General features: G+C 43.6%; 18 protein-coding genes. 15 read left to right on the forward strand and 3 right to left on the reverse strand.

All coding sequences use genetic code 11. From position 1 onward, the window contains the following. Positions 1–361 precede the first annotated feature (361 nt). The 3 genes from LP667_RS02515 to LP667_RS02525 all read left to right on the forward strand — a co-directional run bounded on the left by LP667_RS02515 (position 362) and on the right by LP667_RS02525 (position 3,315). Complete coding sequence (locus LP667_RS02515; RefSeq protein ID WP_021731262.1) at positions 362–1,384, forward strand: DMT family transporter; 1,023 nt, start codon at positions 362–364, stop codon at positions 1,382–1,384. Positions 1,385–1,524: 140 nt separating this feature from the next. Next, positions 1,525–2,202, forward strand: a complete 678-nt coding sequence (locus LP667_RS02520) for a 2,3-bisphosphoglycerate-dependent phosphoglycerate mutase (RefSeq protein ID WP_021731261.1) — start codon at positions 1,525–1,527, stop codon at positions 2,200–2,202. Between the two features lie 420 nt (positions 2,203–2,622). Then, positions 2,623–3,315, forward strand: coding sequence for a matrixin family metalloprotease (locus LP667_RS02525; protein ID WP_033609421.1), 693 nt, complete (start codon positions 2,623–2,625; stop codon positions 3,313–3,315). A 245-nt stretch (positions 3,316–3,560) separates the two neighbouring features. Here the strand turns inward: LP667_RS02525 and LP667_RS02530 are convergent, their stop codons facing one another. The 3 genes from LP667_RS02530 to LP667_RS02540 form a co-directional block, all read right to left on the reverse strand. Then, positions 3,561–4,892, reverse strand: a complete 1,332-nt coding sequence (locus tag LP667_RS02530) for a C1 family peptidase (RefSeq protein ID WP_021731259.1) — start codon at positions 4,890–4,892, stop codon at positions 3,561–3,563. Positions 4,893–4,967: 75 nt separating this feature from the next. Next, on the reverse strand, positions 4,968–5,651 hold the full coding sequence (rpiA, locus tag LP667_RS02535) for a ribose-5-phosphate isomerase RpiA (protein ID WP_021731258.1): 684 nt from the start codon (positions 5,649–5,651) through the stop codon (positions 4,968–4,970). A gap of 8 nt (positions 5,652–5,659) precedes the next feature. Next, on the reverse strand, positions 5,660–5,956 hold the full coding sequence (locus LP667_RS02540; protein ID WP_056988357.1) for a GNAT family N-acetyltransferase: 297 nt from the start codon (positions 5,954–5,956) through the stop codon (positions 5,660–5,662). Positions 5,957–6,094: 138 nt separating this feature from the next. Between LP667_RS02540 and LP667_RS02545 the strand changes: the two genes are divergently transcribed. The 12 genes from LP667_RS02545 (at position 6,095) to nusG (ending at position 17,766) form a co-directional block, all read left to right on the forward strand. Beyond that, positions 6,095–6,631 carry a dCTP deaminase/dUTPase family protein gene (locus LP667_RS02545; RefSeq protein WP_021731256.1) on the forward strand — a complete coding sequence of 179 codons (537 nt, stop codon included), beginning with the start codon at positions 6,095–6,097 and terminating at the stop codon, positions 6,629–6,631. A 517-nt stretch (positions 6,632–7,148) separates the two neighbouring features. Beyond that, positions 7,149–8,528, forward strand: a complete 1,380-nt coding sequence (gene radA, locus LP667_RS02550) for a DNA repair protein RadA (protein ID WP_021731255.1) — start codon at positions 7,149–7,151, stop codon at positions 8,526–8,528. A gap of 15 nt (positions 8,529–8,543) precedes the next feature. Continuing rightward, a complete protein-coding gene (locus LP667_RS02555; RefSeq protein WP_021731254.1) occupies positions 8,544–9,707 on the forward strand; it encodes a PIN/TRAM domain-containing protein in 1,164 nt (387 codons plus the stop codon). 1,216 nt (positions 9,708–10,923) lie between these two features. After that, complete coding sequence (gene gltX / locus LP667_RS02570; RefSeq protein WP_021731252.1) at positions 10,924–12,414, forward strand: glutamate--tRNA ligase; 1,491 nt, start codon at positions 10,924–10,926, stop codon at positions 12,412–12,414. Positions 12,415–12,700: 286 nt separating this feature from the next. Then, positions 12,701–14,113 (forward strand): cysteine--tRNA ligase, encoded by a 1,413-nt coding sequence (gene cysS / locus LP667_RS02575; protein ID WP_021731251.1) that lies wholly within the window; start codon positions 12,701–12,703, stop codon positions 14,111–14,113. 1 nt (position 14,114) lies between these two features. Then, positions 14,115–14,525, forward strand: coding sequence for a Mini-ribonuclease 3 (locus LP667_RS02580; protein WP_021731250.1), 411 nt, complete (start codon positions 14,115–14,117; stop codon positions 14,523–14,525). Beyond that, complete coding sequence (gene rlmB, locus LP667_RS02585; protein WP_003643931.1) at positions 14,515–15,282, forward strand: 23S rRNA (guanosine(2251)-2'-O)-methyltransferase RlmB; 768 nt, start codon at positions 14,515–14,517, stop codon at positions 15,280–15,282. The genes LP667_RS02580 and rlmB overlap by 11 nt, the downstream gene beginning before the upstream one ends. A gap of 1 nt (position 15,283) precedes the next feature. Continuing rightward, on the forward strand, positions 15,284–15,829 hold the full coding sequence (locus LP667_RS02590; RefSeq protein ID WP_021731249.1) for a YacP-like NYN domain-containing protein: 546 nt from the start codon (positions 15,284–15,286) through the stop codon (positions 15,827–15,829). Between the two features lie 312 nt (positions 15,830–16,141). After that, complete coding sequence (locus LP667_RS02595) at positions 16,142–16,705, forward strand: sigma-70 family RNA polymerase sigma factor (protein ID WP_021731248.1); 564 nt, start codon at positions 16,142–16,144, stop codon at positions 16,703–16,705. Between the two features lie 61 nt (positions 16,706–16,766). Next, positions 16,767–16,916 carry a 50S ribosomal protein L33 gene (rpmG, locus tag LP667_RS02600; RefSeq protein WP_003637768.1) on the forward strand — a complete coding sequence of 50 codons (150 nt, stop codon included), beginning with the start codon at positions 16,767–16,769 and terminating at the stop codon, positions 16,914–16,916. An 11-nt stretch (positions 16,917–16,927) separates the two neighbouring features. After that, positions 16,928–17,113: a preprotein translocase subunit SecE gene (gene secE / locus LP667_RS02605; protein WP_003640939.1), complete on the forward strand. Its 186-nt coding sequence runs from the start codon at positions 16,928–16,930 to the stop codon at positions 17,111–17,113. 104 nt (positions 17,114–17,217) lie between these two features. Beyond that, positions 17,218–17,766 (forward strand): transcription termination/antitermination protein NusG, encoded by a 549-nt coding sequence (gene nusG / locus LP667_RS02610; RefSeq protein ID WP_021731247.1) that lies wholly within the window; start codon positions 17,218–17,220, stop codon positions 17,764–17,766. Positions 17,767–17,792: the final 26 nt, after the last annotated feature.

Below are 17,792 nucleotides of genomic sequence, written 5' to 3' on the forward strand. Positions count from 1 at the left end.
TAACGCCCTAGCTAGGCTCATCTTTAGATCTAAGCTACTTGAATTGCACATATTTGCGTGCTCAGTATCGGCAGAAACGGCTTTCGATCGGAACGGTATTCGAATCAATGTTGTCCGTTGGTTGAGGACGGCTTGAATTGAAGCGTGGTCATGTGCGGCTGAATAGTTGCAAGTGGGTGAAAATTATTTTCAAAGTTGACTGAAGGCTGGTCAAAATGACAACTAAATCTGTTATAAAAGGCGGTTTGTTGGGATTGCTAACAGAGTAGTTAACAAAGCGAGTTTGAAAAACATGTGAAAATGGTGCTATACTGGAAAACGTTGCGTATTAAATTTTGATTAAGAAGGAAGCGAACGTTTCGTGAAGAAAGCATATCTTTACATTGCAATTTCGACCCTAATGTTTAGTTCGATGGAAATTGCGCTAAAGATGGCCGGCAGTGCCTTTAATCCAATTCAATTGAATCTCATTCGGTTTTTTATTGGGGCAATCGTGTTACTGCCATTTGCATTGCGAGCGTTAAAGCAAACTGGGCGAAAGTTAGTTAGTGCTGACTGGCGACTATTTGCGTTAACCGGGCTAGTGTGTGTCATTGTCAGTATGTCGCTTTACCAACTGGCGATTACGGTCGATCAAGCCTCGACTGTAGCTGTGTTGTTTAGTTGTAATCCGGTATTTGCACTATTATTCTCCTATTTAATTCTGCGAGAACGGTTGGGCCGGGCTAACTTGATTTCCGTTGTTATTTCTGTGATTGGATTACTGATTATTGTTAACCCAGCTCATTTAACGAACGGTCTGGGGTTGCTACTCGCCATTGGCTCAGCTGTGACATTTGGATTATACAGCATCATCTCTCGTTATGGATCCGTAAAACGTGGCTTGAATGGGCTGACGATGACTTGCTTTACTTTTTTCGCTGGTGCGTTTGAACTTTTAATTTTGGCTTGGATTACTAAGATTCCGGCTGTAGCTCAAGGATTGACGACAATTGGATTGCATCAATTTGCTGCAATTCCCATTTTGGTTAACGTTAATCTTAATTATTTTTGGTTGCTATTTTTCATTGGCGTTTGTGTCACTGGTGGGGGCTTTGCGTTTTATTTCTTAGCAATGGAACAAACTGATGTGTCAACGGCTTCATTAGTGTTTTTCATCAAACCAGGGTTGGCACCTATCTTAGCTGCTTTGATTTTACATGAACAAATCTTATGGACGACAGTGGTCGGAATCGTTGTCATTTTGATTGGGTCGGTTGTGACCTTTGTTGGTAATCGGTTCCGTGAACGGGATACAATGGGGGCGACTCAGCCAACAGCGACCGTTACTGATGACGAGCACGTCACCGCAACTGCCCACGCAGTTTCAAATCAAGAAAATTAATTATGGACGGTTAGGGTGATGGAGATCAGCTTGACCGTTCTTTTTTGTCGTGTCTGGTGAGGGTCAATAACCATGTTGTGACTTTGAAAAATACGGCAAATCGATTATTATAGGAAGTATTGAAGATGGTAGGTGGAAGAATGACAGAACTAGTATTGGTTCGCCATGGTGAGAGCACGGCTAACCGGGATAATACGTATACCGGTTGGAGTGATGTGCCGTTAACGACGGCGGGAATCGCACAAGCCCATCAAGCTGGCAAGCGATTACGAGCGACGGGCCTACAGTTTGGCGCCGTGCACACCTCGGTCCTAAAACGGGCCATCGTTACTGCAAATATTATGTTGGCCGAAATTGACCAGTTGTGGTTGCCAGAGTATAAGACGTGGCGCTTGAATGAGCGGCATTATGGTGCCTTACGTGGTCAAAATAAGGATACGACGCGCCAAGAGTATGGTAAAGCCCAGGTACAACAGTGGCGGCGCAGCTTTAATACAGTCCCGCCGTTATTGGCACCAGCTGAGCTGGACCACGATCGTCGCTATACCAAGTATGGTGCAGCGGTCGAACCGCGGGGGGAAAGTCTGAAGATGGCTTACGATCGGATCATGCCCTACTGGATTGATGAGATAGCCCCCCGATTATTAGCTGGACAAAATCAGTTAGTGGTGGCGCACGGCAGCACGCTGCGGGCTATGATTAAATATTTGGAACATATTAGCGATGCTGGTATTGATGGTGTTGAAGTAGCAAATGGGGTGCCTATTTGTTATCACCTTGATTCACGGCTTGGCGTGACTGGTAAGGATGAGTATTAAGTTTAGTAATAGTTGAGATTAAATGTGATTTTTACGGAAATAGTTGCTAGTTTAAGCTCAATTTAGCGACCTGGTACAATGAAAATTATGGCAGAAAAGAGCTTCAGCAGATGCTGAAGCTCTTTTTTGTCGTTAAAGGGTCAAATAAATCGTCTGTATAACTGATTGTAATCACAATCGATGATTGCCGATAAAAGATTAGTCCAACTTTGTTAACGATAAACGCTGGTATAACAACGGAAGTTACCTGGATACGAGTCGCTATAAGTATTTGTAATGCAATTGATATACTGATTTTTCATAAATAAATGTAATATATGACTTGTAATAAATTGTTGAACGCTGTAACATATCAGGTGAACAAACAGACTGGTTGGCGCAGTTAATAGCTAAAACCCGATAAGGAGGCCTAGGTTGATGATAATGAAGCGTAAAAATTTATTATTACTAATTATAATAAGCCTAGGCCTCTGTGGCGTATTGTTAATGTTGGAGCCCCAAATCAGTACTTGGATCAATACGCATACACTGCAAGTCGAAGCGGACAAAACGACTAATCGTGACACAATCCATGATCAAGTCTATTACAATGATCAAATGGATAATTATCAATACAATTATTTAGACAATGGCACTAAAGTCTTGAACTACAAGGCCCGTTTTAAGAGTCGGGTCATTACGTATCGAATCACGAGTGACAGCAAGGTTTATCGGGCAATTTGGTTAAGGGCCGTGGAACGATGGAACAATACTAATACTGTCAAGTTGGTTGAAGTCAAAGGCCAAACGAAGGCGCAAATTACGTTAGGCGAAAGTGAAGACGAGACGGGGACGACTGGGTCTGAGATTGGGCGTACGTGGCGTACTTACTATCATAGCGGTTCTCAGAGTACAACTTGGATGGATAGTGCTAAGTGTGTGATTTATACGAATCGTTTTCCGGACAGCAATCATTCGGTCGAGTATAAGTTATCGGTTGCGACACATGAACTTGGACACGCGTTGGGATTGGAGCACGAAGATAATAAAAGTGCAGTGATGTATTATCAATCACACCGGGCTGCTCATATCACAACCCGTGAAATTAGTACGCTTAAGCAGATGTATAAATAATTATAATAGTAAATGCTATAAGCAAATATAATAATGAAAAAGCTGGCTAAAATCACAAATATAAATGTGATTTTAGCCAGCTTTTTGCAGACTGTTAGTTATATAGTTGTCCGGACGATTCATTAAATGACGCTAAAAGAGTCTAGACACAATTTACTATCAATATTGTCGAAACGTGCGCCCAAAAGTCGCTTGCAAGTAGCCCACCTTTCGGTCCACACTTTTAGTTTTAAACGTTACTATAATTAAGCTAAAGCGCCCATTGGATCCCAAGGTGCTAAGACAGTTGGTTCTTCAGCTTGAGCAGCTTTTAAATCATCAGATAAGAATTCTTTATTGACGACGACTTGGTAGCAATATTCATCCATCCAAGCATCGCTCATGACGAAGAAACCCTTAGTCCCAACTTTATCGCCCCAGCTATTTTCGACCTTCCATTTCGTTGGTTGGCCGTCAACCAAGTCAACACCGGTGATAACCATAGCATGGGTCATCAAACTTTCACCATAATCCAGACGTTCGGCTTTCGACATTGCTAAGTCAACGTCGAATAATTCATCCTTATTATAGACATCGGTTGCCATGACACCTTTTTGCCGATCAGAGGATTGACCAACATCACACCCAAACCAGACACTTTGGCCAGCCTGTAATTGTTTAATAGCAAGTTGCTTAAAGTCAGCCATTGAGACGTTCAAATGTTTAACTTCGCGGCCGCCTAAAACATTGCCTAGCATTTCGATCGTGTAAGTGTGGTTATAAGGCTTATCATCAGTTGGGGCGTTGATGATGGAAACGTAGTCGTCTAAGTTCCAACCAACGTACTTTTCGAAGAAGCTTTGGGGTGTTAAGTCTTGGTCGATATGATATTGCTTCTTATCATCACGGTATTCCCAGTCAAAATGCGAAACTGGTTCACCAAAGGCGTAAGCCAACATCCGGTAGACTTCGTTTAGCATCTTTTCCTTCCGCGCCTGAATGTCAGCGTCGCTAGTTCCGGCGGCGACTAGTTCACGTAGTTCAACGGCATCTTTACGTAACTTTAAGTTAAGTGTGCTGTTGATTTCTGCGGATTTTGAGCTGTTGTAAGTTTCAGGCATCACACTCTTGGGCACGATCCCGTACTTCTGAATAATGGCAACGAGCATATCCCACTGACCACCATCTTGTTGTGGGGTCGTCATTAACCAAGCGACTTTTCGGCTACTGGTTGGTTGGTCTGCGGTTGCTAAGACGTTTTCATAGAAGTAATTGGCTTTTTCGAACTTATCCCAGAAAAAGGTGTAATTCTGCGATAGTTCAAAATGTTTTAAGTTAAATTTTTCAGCTAATGAGTGCCGCATGGTATTTAAAGCAGCAAACATCCAGCAACGACCACTTTGTTTTTGATTCGCGACATCGCCCGTATCTAAATCAATTGAAAATACAGGGGTGGTTTGGCTCATTGCTTGAATATCTTGACTGCTTGCTAAGATACCGTTTTTAGTAACACTACGTTCGATGACTTTTGCTTCTGGACGTTGATCCAAGTCGGCTTGGAAGTTGGCGATTTGGTTCATACTGATTGCTTTACTCAAAAGATCACTCTCCTTTAATCTAATTCTAATTGTATCGGTTTATGACGGGCGGGGCAAGCATTGAGCTGCATAAAACTAAGGGCGGGCTTCGATAACCTCGGGACCGTCGGCATGACCGATGATGACAGTGTTGACCATGTTTAAAAATAGGCCGTGTTCGACCACCCCGACCATGTGAATTAAATCTTCAGCTAAAGCATGGGGATCGGTAATCGGATCAATATGCAAGTCAATGATAATATTATTAGAATCGGTTCGAACCAGTTCACCATTAACTTTGCGGAAAACAGGATTGTAGCCGCGAGCAGCCATTTTTTCAAAGACGTGCTGGCTACCATAAGGGATCACTTCAACGGGTAAGCCAAAAGCGCCCAACTGATGGACCATTTTACTTTCATCAACGATCCACATCACCTTATCGGAATTAATGGCCACAATTTTTTCGAAGAGTAGCGCGGCCCCGCCCCCCTTAACGCCTTGGAAATCATCGGCGATTTCATCGGCCCCGTCGATCGTTAAGTCGAGATGATCAACTTCATCAACGGACTTCATTGGAATGCCTAATGCTTTGGCTTGAGCAGCCGTGCGGTCAGACGTTGAGACGCCCACAATATTCAAATGTTCATTTTTAACCCGTTCACCTAGGGCATCAACCATGAATTTAACGGTTGAGCCGGTTCCAAGGCCGACCTGCATGCCGTCATGAATGTATTCAACGGCCTTTTGACCAACAAGTTGTTTCAACTGATCCTGATTCATAATATGAATTACTCCTTTGATTGAGAACTAGTAACTAAAACATCGGCAGCTTCAGGGTGCCGATCAAAGTAAGCCTTAGCGTAGGTGCAGAGTGGTTGAATGTGTTTGTGTTCAACCCGAGCAGCATCGATGACAGCCTTGGTCAGCTGACCTGCTAAGCCTTGGTGACCAAAATCATCGCGAACAAAAGTGTGCTCGATCACCCAAGTCTGATCATCATTGATGGCTGGAAACGTAATTTCACCGGCCAGTTTACCTTGATCGTCATTAAAATAAAAGCGGGGTGCTTCACGCGTGAATTCCATTGATTTCACCACCTTGTAAAGGGTTTTATATCTACCGTAATTAAACCGGTAAATGCCCGTTTTGTCAACGAAACTTCTATAATAAAAGTATGGTAAAATGTGAACACTAAATTAATGTTGAGAAAGTAGGAATTTAAAATGGCACGGGGATTTGAAATTGTGAGTCAATATGCACAGGCGGGGTTACATGTGCCGTACCGGACGACCAAGCAGGCGGCTGGCTATGACTTTGAAGCAGCTGAAGATTTTACACTACCATCAATTTGGAAAATGAATTTTGTTAAAGTACTTTGGCAATTACATCATGGTGAGACAAGTTCGGCAACTGATCTGGACGCAGCGGCTAAAGTACTTAAGCCATGGCTAGTGCCAACTGGAATCAAAGCATTCATGAATGACGGTGAGTATTTGTTATTAGCTAACCGATCCAGTAACCCTTTAAAGCGTAACTTGATCCTACCTAATGGGATTGGTGTGATTGATGCGGATTATTACAATAATCCTAAAAATGAGGGGGCAATTTTTGTCCAATTAATTAACATGGGGATTCGGGATATCCACATCAAAAAAGGTGAGCGTATTGCGCAAGGTATTTTTACGCCTTATCTGACCGTCACTGATGAAACGGATGTGACAACAACCCGTTCAGGTGGCTTTGGCTCGACCAATAAATAAAAAATCGGTTAAGCTAAGGTGATTTAACGGCTTTAATGATTAATAATGGTAAAATAAACTTATGATTGTGAATACCCATAGCATGAAAATGACTATCCAGTTAATTGAGTTTGATTGATTATTTAAGTCTGCATCGTGCTGGCTGTTTGTTTAGTAAGAATCATGATTAAAAGGTGTCAATTTTCAAGGCCAAAAGCAGCCAACTTAGGTTCGCTGGAAAAAGTTCGAGTTAGCGTAAACTTTTTTGTGAGTACGCCCTACGCCGACTTCCAGGCATTTCTGCCAATTGCCGGAACGTGGTGGACACAGATTTAAGCCGCAACTCACGTCTTAAATACTGGCCTTTCACTAACCAAGCACAGGAAGCTTATTGCTGACGAACAGGAATCTATCTAAGTTGGCACCTTTTAATCATGACGCATGATAGTGTGACGCGGATGAAGTAATTATTTTAGAAATCCCAATACCCAACATTAATTAAATTGATATGTTGGCGGAGAAATGGAGGCGTGTGTACGTGGCAAAAGCAAAAACGCAGTTTGTTTGTTCCAACTGCGGCTATTCGACACCACGGTACTTAGGGCGGTGTCCGAACTGTGGTGAATGGAATACATTAACTGAAGAACATTTTGATACGAAGCCGGATCGCAAGTCCCGCGTGAGCTTTGCTGGTAAGTCGGCTAAGCCACAACGACTTAAAGAAGTTTCGTTGACAAAGACGCCCCGAGTCAAGACTAAGTTAAAAGAATTTAACCGGGTCTTGGGTGGCGGAGTCGTACCGGGGTCACTTGTTTTAATCGGTGGTGATCCTGGAATTGGAAAGTCAACGTTGTTACTGCAAGTTTCTGGGCAATTGGCCGAGACGGGTGGCTCTGTGTTGTACGTGACTGGTGAAGAAAGTGCCTCACAAGTTAAGATGCGGGCGGACCGGTTGGCTGTTAGCAGCGAAGATTTTTATCTTTATCCTGAGACTGATATGTCGAATATTCGTTCAACGATTGAATCGACGCATCCAGAATTTGTGGTCATTGATTCGGTGCAAACGATGCAAGAACCTGATATGGACTCGGCAATTGGTTCGGTGTCACAAATTCGTGAGATTACGGCCGAGTTACTTCAGATTGCAAAGACTAACGGCATCACTATTTTTATTGTCGGGCATGTGACTAAGGGCGGGGCCATTGCTGGGCCTAAGATCTTAGAACATATGGTTGATACCGTTTTGTACTTTGAAGGTGATTTACACCATACGTACCGCATTTTACGGGCAGTCAAGAATCGATTCGGGTCAACGAATGAACTGGGGATTTTTGAAATGCGGACGGGTGGTTTATATGAAGTGGCCAATCCGTCAGAGATCTTCTTGGAAGAACGTCTGAAGGATGCCACGGGTTCCGCCATTGTTGTTTCAATGGAAGGGACGCGACCAATCTTAGTAGAAGTTCAAGCGCTGGTCACACCAACGGTCTTTGGTAATGCGAAGCGGACGGCGAGTGGCTTAGATCATAATCGGGTTTCGCTAATTATGGCGGTACTGGAAAAACGGGCTAGTCTGATGTTGCAAAATCAAGACGCGTACTTAAAAGCGGCTGGTGGGGTCAAGTTGGATGAACCGGCAATTGACTTGGCGATTGCCATCAGTGTGGCTTCTAGTTATCGGGACCAGCAAACTCGCCCAAGTGACTGTTTTGTTGGTGAAGTGGGCTTGACTGGTGAAATTCGTCGAGTTAACCGAATTGAGTCACGGGTTGGTGAAGCAGCCAAACTTGGATTTAAGCGAGTCTTTATTCCAAAGAATAATCTACAAGGCTGGGATATACCAACCGGGATTGAAGTAATTGGGGTCGCAACGTTAAAAGAAGCACTCCAATTAGCATTACAACAACCAAATTATTAAAAAGGGGCTGACGCCATGAAGAAGTTAACGGTGCGACTAGTATTTATCGTTGTGGGGGGCACGCTGGGATTAACCTACCTGCCATTCTTATGGGCGATGATTTTGTCGCAACCAAATGTGTTGTTGAACAACGTTTTCACCAACTTTTTGTTGGGAGCGTTGCTTTTATGGGTTCTGTCATTGTTCTTAGCAAACGCTGCTGTACGGTTAGTAGATCGGGTTGAGAAGAACTTGTCCAAGCAAAATCCAATGACACTTTTATTTGGCAGTATTGGATTTATTATTGGGTTATTGATCGCGGTTCTGATTTCGCAATTATTTAATCGTAGTCCATTATTCTTATTGAACACGGTCGTCCCAATTATTTTGATGTTGTTCTTTGGTTACATCGGTGCTCGAGTCGGTACGACCCGAATCGATGAATGGCGGAAAGTATTTAACTTCCGTCGTCGTGAAAAGGAAGCGAGTCCGGAAATTACGGATGCTCAGCCAGATCAAAATTATCATCATTATAAGATCTTGGATACAAACATTTTGATTGACGGGCGCATTTATGACTTGGTCAAGACTGGTTTTCTAGAAGGGACGTTATTAGTACCGAACTTTGTCTTGTATGAATTACAGTACATTGCGGATTCGGCCGACAGTATCAAACGTGTCCGTGGACGGCGCGGGTTGGACATTTTAAATAAGTTACAAAATGAAAATATTATTCCGGTGGAAATGTACGAGGGCGACTTCGAAGATATTCCAGAAGTTGACAGTAAGCTCATTCAATTAGCCAAAAAAGTTAATGGGGTGATTGTCACGAATGATTACAACTTGAACAAAGTGATTGAATTCCAAAATGTCCAAGTTCTTAATATTAATCAGCTGGCCAAATCATTGAAGCCACGAGTAATTCCAGGTGAAGAAATGAATGTCATGGTCGTTAAAAATGGTAGTGAGCGCCAACAAGGGGTCGGCTATTTAGACGATGGGACGATGGTCGTGGTGGAAGATGGGAAGTTCTACATCAATGAAAAAGTCGATGTAGTCGTAACGAGTGCCTTACAAACGGATGCTGGCCGAATGATTTTTGCCCGGCTAGCGCACGCTAATCGCGGTATCCCAGATCATGCTGAAGATAGTAATAAGCATAACAATAATCACAATAACAATCGAAACAACCGGCGTTAAGCGGTTGAACAATCACGAAGCGGTAGTAGCTCATCTGTTGGGCTGCTACCGCTTTTGTTAATCCTTAGATTGGGACACCAATAGAAGTATCCTTGGCTTACTATATTATGCACTATACTAGTGGGTTTTAGGATGAGCCATGATTAAAACGTGCCGATTAGTTAAAGTCAAAAGCGGCCAGCTTAAGCCCGCTGGAAATAGTTCTGGTTGGCGTAGAACTGTTTGGTTGGTGCTTCCTAGGCCGACCTCCAGGCATTTCGGCCAATTGCCGGAACGTGGTGGGCACAGATTTGAGCCGAAGTGCATGTCTCAAATGCTGGCCTTCCACTAACCAAGCCAAAAACGCTTGCCAAGTGGAATTTCACCACTTGGCATTGGCCGAAACGCCTTCCAGTCGGGACAGTATTCGAATGGCAGACATAGGCGTACCCAATTTTTGATAAACTGATTGTTGTTTTTCACAAACAGAAATTTTGTCATTTGACTGTCAGCTTGCACTGATATTATGACAGATTAACGGTTTCTCGATAACCATACTAACTATTGAGAAGTCTAAAAATGGTCAATGATAACTTAACGTTCAATTGAAGTCCCAGTATCAAGATATTCAACAACTAATTGCACCAAGTTAAGTGGTCGTTCATTAGCCATTCGAGTGGCTTACCGAAATGTGTTCGGTGCCACTAAAGCCTGTGCTTGCTACGCCAACGAACTAATGCCAAGACCGTATTAATCCGTTGGCTGGGCAATGCTCGGCTTCAATTCGTGGCCCCTCGCACTCTTGAGACTGGAGGGGCTGGGTGACAATGCTCAGTAGCCAAATTATTCTTAGCTGGAAGTGGGTTGCTTCCGGCTTAGAATAAGACTCGTATTTGAGATGACGCGGGTTGGGCGTTAGCTCAAATCGACGTCGGCTTACGTTCCAGCAATTGTCACCCAGCCCCGGAGGTCGGACTAGGACGAACGCGTGCTGACGAACAATAAGCTAAAATCGGTACGTTTTAATCATGATTCATGGTAGATTAATTAACACAACGCGTTTGGCTGATGTAAATCTGTTTCAATATTTTACAACGGGTTCGGTCCGAAACCTTAATTTTTAGCGGTAAACATGGTAAACTGGATAAGCAAGTGAAAGTCGGAATATTCTGGTTGACTAGGAAGGTTCCGGCGTAACATTTAAAAATGAAAAAATACGAAAGAGGCGTTAATCACATTGGCAAAGAGCAAGATTCGTGTGCGTTACGCACCAAGTCCAACTGGCCATTTACACATTGGTAATGCTCGGACTGCATTGTTTAACTATTTATTTGCCCGGCATAATAAGGGAAAGTTCATTCTTCGGATCGAAGACACCGACTTAAAGCGGAATGTTAAAGACGGTGAAAAGAGTCAGATGGATAACTTAACGTGGTTAGGAATTGATTGGGACGAAGGTCCAGATAAGGGTGGCGACTTTGGCCCTTACCGTCAATCCGAACGGAAATCAATCTATGACCCGTTGATTCAACAATTAATTGATGAAGGTAAAGCCTACGAATCTTACATGACGGAAGATGAATTATCGGCGCAACGCGAAGCTCAAAAGGCGCGCAAAGAAATGCCACACTACGTCTATGAATTTGCTGGCATGACGGAAGATGAAAAACAGGCGAAGATTGCGGCAGCTAAGGAAGCTGGTATCCAACCGGTTGTTCGGTTCCACGTCCCAGAAAACACGACCTATGCTTGGGATGACATGGTTAAAGGAAACGTTTCGTTTGAATCTAAGACGGTTGGTGGCGACTTTGTCATCAAAAAACGTGACGGGATGCCAACGTATAACTTTGCGGTGGTTGTTGATGACCATATGATGGAAATTAGCCACGTCTTCCGCGGTGATGACCACGTTGCTAATACACCAAAGCAATTAATGATTTACGAAGCTTTTGGTTGGCAACCACCGAAGTTCGGTCACATGAGTTTAATTATTAATACCGAAACTGGTAAGAAGTTAAGTAAGCGTGACGAGACCGTGTTACAATTCATCGAACAATACCGTGAATTGGGTTACTTACCAGAAGCGATGCTCAACTTCATCATTCTCTTGGGATGGTCACCAGTTGGCGAAAGCGAATTGTTCAGCAAACGTGAATTCATCAAGATGTATGATGAAAAGCGGTTGAGCAAGTCGCCAGCCGCTTTTGATGGCAAGAAGTTGGAATGGGTGAATAACCAATACATTAAGAAGGCTGACGAAAATGAAGTCTTTGCAATGTCAATTCGCCAATTGATCAAGGCCGGCCGGTTACCACAACGGCCAGATATGAGTCAGATCGAATGGACCCGGACGTTGGTTTCACTATTCAAGAACCAAATGAGCTACACCGGTCAAATTGTTGATTTGGCAGACCTCTTCTTCAATGGCCCAGCTGATATCAATGATGAAGCTAAGGCCGAACTTGATAATGATACGGCACTGCCTGTCTTAAAGGAATTCCGGCAACGAATCGAAGACATTGACGTCTTCGAAGCGACGGCCATTCAAAAGACGATCAAGAGCATTCAGAAGGATACTAAGATCAAGGGCCGCGCATTATACATGCCGATCCGGATCGCCGTTTCCCACGAAATGCACGGACCGGAATTGCCAGAGACAATTGAATTACTAGGACGTGAAACGACTAAAAAGCATCTTGATGCTATGATCGCAGAACTTGCCAAGTAATGATTGGATCATAAAAATTAGTTGATCGATGGTTGTCAGGTATGGCGGTCACCATAAACGGACAATACTATTGATGAAAAGTGCGGTTAATATGCAAATCGCTATGTGATTGTTGACCCTCATGAGGGTAACGAGAATCATTCAGGCGAGCATGACTGCATATGAAAGTATCTTTTGTATGGCGGAGTTTAAGTTCCGCAGTATGAAGGATGCTTTTTATTTGTGATTCAAACATGGTAAACTATCATCAAAAGTAATGAGTTAATTGAAAGGAGTTGTCGCCAATATGTTAAGTGTTTTTAATACGTTAACGCGTCAAAAAGAACCGTTTAAACCCATCACCCCCAGAGTTGTGAAAATGTATGTCTGTGGGCCGACCGTTTACAATTACATTCATATCGGTAATGCGCGTTCCGCGATTGCCTTTGATACCATTCGACGGTATTTTGAATATTGCGGTTACCACGTTGACTATGTCTCCAACTTCACGGATGTGGATGATAAGCTGATCAAACGTGCCGCTGAAGATCACACCACGGTGCCAGCAGTTGCTGATCGATTCATTAAGGCCTTTATGGAAGATACGACGGCAGTCAATATTGAACCAGCCACGGTGCACCCACGGGCTTCGGAAAATATTCCGGAGATTATTGCGTTTGTTCAAGCACTAATTGAAAAAGGTTACGCTTACGAATCAGCTGGCGACGTGTATTACCGCGCTCGTAAATTTAAGAAGTATGGTCAACTATCCGACCAACGAATTGATGATCTAGAAGTGGGAGCTAGTCAGCATACTGCTGATGAAGAAACCGATCGTAAAGAAGACCCAATTGATTTTGCCCTTTGGAAAGCTGCTAAGCCCGGTGAAATCTCATGGGAATCGCCATGGGGCGCGGGCCGACCCGGTTGGCATATCGAATGCTCAGTCATGTCCACGAAATACTTGGGTGATACGTTCGATATTCACGGTGGCGGTCAAGATCTTGAGTTTCCACATCATGAAAATGAAATTGCCCAGAGTGAAGCGAAGACTGGCAAGACATTTGCCAACTATTGGTTGCACAATGGTTTTGTGACGGTTGGCGACGACAATGAAAAGATGAGTAAGTCACTGGGTAACTTTGTGACGGTCCACGATATTATTAAAACGGTCGATCCACAAGTGCTACGGTTCTTCATGGCGACGACCCAGTACCGGCGACCAATTCAATATACGCAGGCCAACTTAGATGAAGCGGCTAATAACTTAGATAAGTTACGTAATGCCTATCGTAATCTTACTTTCCGCTTGCAAGATGCCACAAGTGGGGCAGATGCCGCGGTATCTGAGCAATTGCAGACCCTTACGGCTAACTTTGGAACCGCAATGGATGATGATTTCAATGTTCAAAACGGCGTAGCTGCAGTATATGAGCTGGCTAAGCTGGCAAATGTCTATGCGGCGAAATCGACGGTTCAAAAGGACACCCTGCTTGCGCTACAAACTGCATTGGCTAACTTGACAGGCGTGTTCGGAGTTACCTTTGAAGCCACCGGTGAAGTACTTGCCGATGACGCGATTCAAGCATTGATCGACGAACGAGAAGCAGCACGTCAAGCTAAGGATTTTGCTAAGGCTGACCAGATTCGTGATGACTTGAAAGCTCAGGGAATTATTTTAGAAGATACGCCTCAGGGTGTGCGGTTTAGAAAGGAATAATATGCAAGTTGATTATCAGCAGTTAAACGGAATTGCACTCGCGTACCTTGGTGACGCGGTGTATGAACCGTTTATTCGGCAACATTTGATTGAGAGTGGTTTTACTAAGGCCACTAAGTTGCATCACCATGCGACGCACTACGTTTCAGCCAAGGCCCAAGCGGCGTTGATTGAACGGATGCAGGTTGAAGATGTTTTAACACCGACCGAAGTAGATGTTTTTAAGCGCGGACGCAATGCAAAGAGTCACACGTCGGCTAAGCACACTGATGTTGTGACTTATCGGATTTCGACTGGGTTTGAAGCTGTTTTTGGGTATTTACAATTGACCCAGCAGACGGATCGGATTGCGGAACTTGCACAGTGGTGCATTAAACAAGTTGATGAAGGGCGGGTTTCCAATGTCAAATAACGAACAGGACCAGACAGCAGCTGATTTTGTGATTGGTCGGCACCCCGCGATGGCGGCGATTAAAAGTGATCAGCAAATTAACAAAGTTTTTATCCAAAGTGGATTACAAGCGGATGTGCTGAATGACATCGCTAAGATTGCTAAAAAACGCAATTTGATCGTACAGTACGTGCCAAAACAAAAGCTAGATCGACTAACCGATAATGCCAATCATCAAGGAGTTGCCGTCGGGGTGGCTGCTTTTGAATATGCAACGATTGATGATTTGTTTGCGGTTGCTAAGGCTAAGAATGAAGCACCGTTTTTCTTGATCTTAGATAATATCGAAGATCCACATAATTTAGGTTCGATTATGCGGACAGCGGATGCGGCCGGTGCTCACGGTATCATTATTCCAAAGCGCCGGGCCGTTGGATTAACCAGTACGGTGGCGAAGACTTCTACGGGGGCCATCGAACACGTGAAAGTTGCTCGGGTCACTAATTTAGTTCAAACCGTTAAACAATTACAAGAAGCGGGTCTCTGGATTTTTGGAACCGACATGAACGGGACGGATTACCGGCAGTGGGATGCCTCTGGTGCCGTTGGTTTGATTATTGGCAATGAGGGCAAGGGGATTTCACCGTTACTCAAAAAGAGTGTCGATGAAATGCTAACGATTCCAATGATTGGGCACGTTCAAAGTTTGAATGCGAGTGTGGCAGCCAGCCTATTAATTTATCAAGGCTACACGTCTCGGCATCCACTGGGAAAATAATATGAAACAACAATTATTAATTGTCGATGCTTATAATATGATTGGTAATTGGCCGGAACTCAATCATTTAAAACAAACGGACCGGTTACCCCAAGCTCGTGATGAGCTAATTAGCATGTTGACGGAATATAAAAAAATTACGGGTCTTAATATTAGCTTGGTGTTTGATGCGATGTACGTGCCAGGTAATTCTAAGAGTTATCGGCAAGCTGATCTTGAAATTATTTGGACGAGTAAGGATCAGACTGCTGATAGTTATATTGAAAAGTATGCGGGTGAAAAGCAATCACGGGTTCTCCAAGTGACAGTCGCAACTAGTGACCAAGCAGAACAGTGGGTGATTTTTTCGGAAGGTGCGTTACGAGTACCTGCCTTGGAATTGCGTCAACGAGTTAAGACTGCCTTGAAAGAGGTGCGCCACACGGCTGTGCGCACTCAGGACCTTGGGGCTGTTCGCAAATCGCCATGGAATGATGATCAACTGTCAGCATTAGATCAGTATCGTCAACAATTAGAGCGTAATCACGTTAAGCACCATCGTAAGTAATGGTATGATGTTAGGCCGCTTGAATTAGCAGTGATCATTGTTAAATTAGCTGGTTGCTTGTGACTTTGGATTTTAAGATCACTTAACGATTTTTAGCGCTACGAATAATTCGGGCAATACGGCACTATTAGGTTTATAGATGGAAGATTTATGTGGGTTTTAATAATGACGCATAATGGAATTTCTGTGGGATTGCGGTAGATAAAATAAAACGTTCGTTCGCTTGTGATGGCAGTGTTGACCCGGTATATTAGCTGTACAGATATTCGGGGGTGCGGTTTCTGAAACTAACTCAGAAGCGAGGAATGTCACGTGAATGAACAGCAATTGATCTGCTTAGCTGCCGCTGGTGATGATATGAGTATTGGAGCACTGGCTCGGCAGTATGCGCCGGTTGTTTGGCGGCTGCGGCGTCAATATTATGTACGGAACTTCGATGAAGATGATTGGCTCCAAGAAGGCCGGATTGCAGTTTATCGGGCTGCTAAGAAATATCAGCGGCTGCGATTATGCAGTTTTGGTGCTTACTACCGGGTACTATTGAGTAATCAGATTATTGATCATATTCGGCGGACCCAAGCTCGCAAGCGCCGTCCAGAGGGTGAGTTGTTGTCACTTGATGTTGATGATGAAGACACACTTTGTAAGCTGCAAACAACCCACATTTCAACCTTAGACGTGGTTCATGTTCGTGAACAGGTCCGAACTTTTCCGACCGTTTGCTCGCCGTTTGAAGGCCTTGTCTTTGCCGATCTGTTAGCGGGGCATTCACCGGAACGGATCGCACTGAGTCGGCACGTCGAGGTGTCCCAGGTGATTAATGCCACGGATCGGTGTCGTAAGAAGATGCGGGACTTGTTACAAGCCGCTGCCTGAAATTGACATTCGAAAAGTTCCATGCTAATGTTATACCTGATTTATTATGGAGGTTTTGTCGATGGCACAGAAAAAAGTTGCACTGGCATGTACCGTTTGTGGTTCACGAAACTACACGATTGATGCTAACCCGAATCGAACTGACCGCTTAGAAGTTAAGAAATTTTGTAAATATTGTGGTAAACACACACTTCATCGTGAAACGCGGTAGGGGGATTAGACATGCGCTTATTTAAATTTTTTGGTCAAGTTGGACACGAAATGAAAAAAGTGACCTGGCCGACTTGGCGTGAAAATCGTCGTGATTCTTGGACAGTTGTCTCAACATCACTGTTCTTCGTGGCGTTTTTCGCTTTGTTTGATTGGATTATTCAATTATTATTACAAATGTTAACAAGCTGGCATTAATGGCTTTTTGAATAAAATTTTGTTATAATAATGGCATTGAAAGAAAACTTCGTGCAAACGAGGTTTTTTTATTTTGCCAAAAGACATTTTAAAGGAGAAAAATAATGGTCGAGTCTGTTGAAAAAAGATGGTATGTCCTACATACCTATGCTGGTTATGAAAACAAGGTTAGTTCTAACTTGGAATCCCGTATTCAATCCATGGGAATGGAAGATAATATCTTCCGTGTCGTTGTGCCCGAAGAAGAAGCACATGAAGTCAAGAATGGGAAAGATAAGGTCGAAATGAAGAAGATCTTCCCTGGTTACGTCTTGGTTGAAATGGTCATGACGGATCAAGCTTGGTATATTGTTCGGAATACACCAGGTGTTACTGGGTTCTTAGGATCACATGGGCAAGGTAGTAAACCAACACCATTGTTACCAGATGAAGCGGAACAAATCTTGCATCAATTAGGGATGAGCGCTCGTCATACCGAATTGGATGTCGAAGTTGGCGAACAAGTGACGATCATTGACGGGGCCTTCTCTGGTCTTTCCGGCGAAATCACGGAAATTGACAACGAAAAGATGAAGCTCAAGGTTAATATCAATATGTTTGGTCGGGAAACAAGTACTGAATTGGACTTCGATCAAGTTGACCAGATTCGGTAGTTAATTTTAATTAAGTAAGCTGGTGG

The organism is Lactiplantibacillus paraplantarum, assembly GCF_003641145.1.
GTDB classification, from domain to species: Bacteria; Bacillota; Bacilli; order Lactobacillales; family Lactobacillaceae; genus Lactiplantibacillus; species Lactiplantibacillus paraplantarum.

Coding starts and splice junctions, on each gene's coding strand:
- LP667_RS02555 (WP_021731254.1), top strand. CDS start 8,544: ATGAAGAAGTTAACGGTGCGACTAGTATTTATCGTTGTGGGGGGCACG.
- LP667_RS02580 (WP_021731250.1), top strand. CDS start 14,115: ATGCAAGTTGATTATCAGCAGTTAAACGGAATTGCACTCGCGTACCTT.
- LP667_RS02545 (WP_021731256.1), top strand. CDS start 6,095: ATGGCACGGGGATTTGAAATTGTGAGTCAATATGCACAGGCGGGGTTA.
- LP667_RS02520 (WP_021731261.1), top strand. CDS start 1,525: ATGACAGAACTAGTATTGGTTCGCCATGGTGAGAGCACGGCTAACCGG.
- LP667_RS02590 (WP_021731249.1), top strand. CDS start 15,284: ATGAAACAACAATTATTAATTGTCGATGCTTATAATATGATTGGTAAT.
- nusG (WP_021731247.1), top strand. CDS start 17,218: ATGGTCGAGTCTGTTGAAAAAAGATGGTATGTCCTACATACCTATGCT.
- LP667_RS02540 (WP_056988357.1), bottom strand. CDS start 5,956: ATGGAATTCACGCGTGAAGCACCCCGCTTTTATTTTAATGACGATCAA.
- rpiA (WP_021731258.1), bottom strand. CDS start 5,651: ATGAATCAGGATCAGTTGAAACAACTTGTTGGTCAAAAGGCCGTTGAA.
- secE (WP_003640939.1), top strand. CDS start 16,928: ATGCGCTTATTTAAATTTTTTGGTCAAGTTGGACACGAAATGAAAAAA.
- rlmB (WP_003643931.1), top strand. CDS start 14,515: ATGTCAAATAACGAACAGGACCAGACAGCAGCTGATTTTGTGATTGGT.
- rpmG (WP_003637768.1), top strand. CDS start 16,767: ATGGCACAGAAAAAAGTTGCACTGGCATGTACCGTTTGTGGTTCACGA.
- cysS (WP_021731251.1), top strand. CDS start 12,701: ATGTTAAGTGTTTTTAATACGTTAACGCGTCAAAAAGAACCGTTTAAA.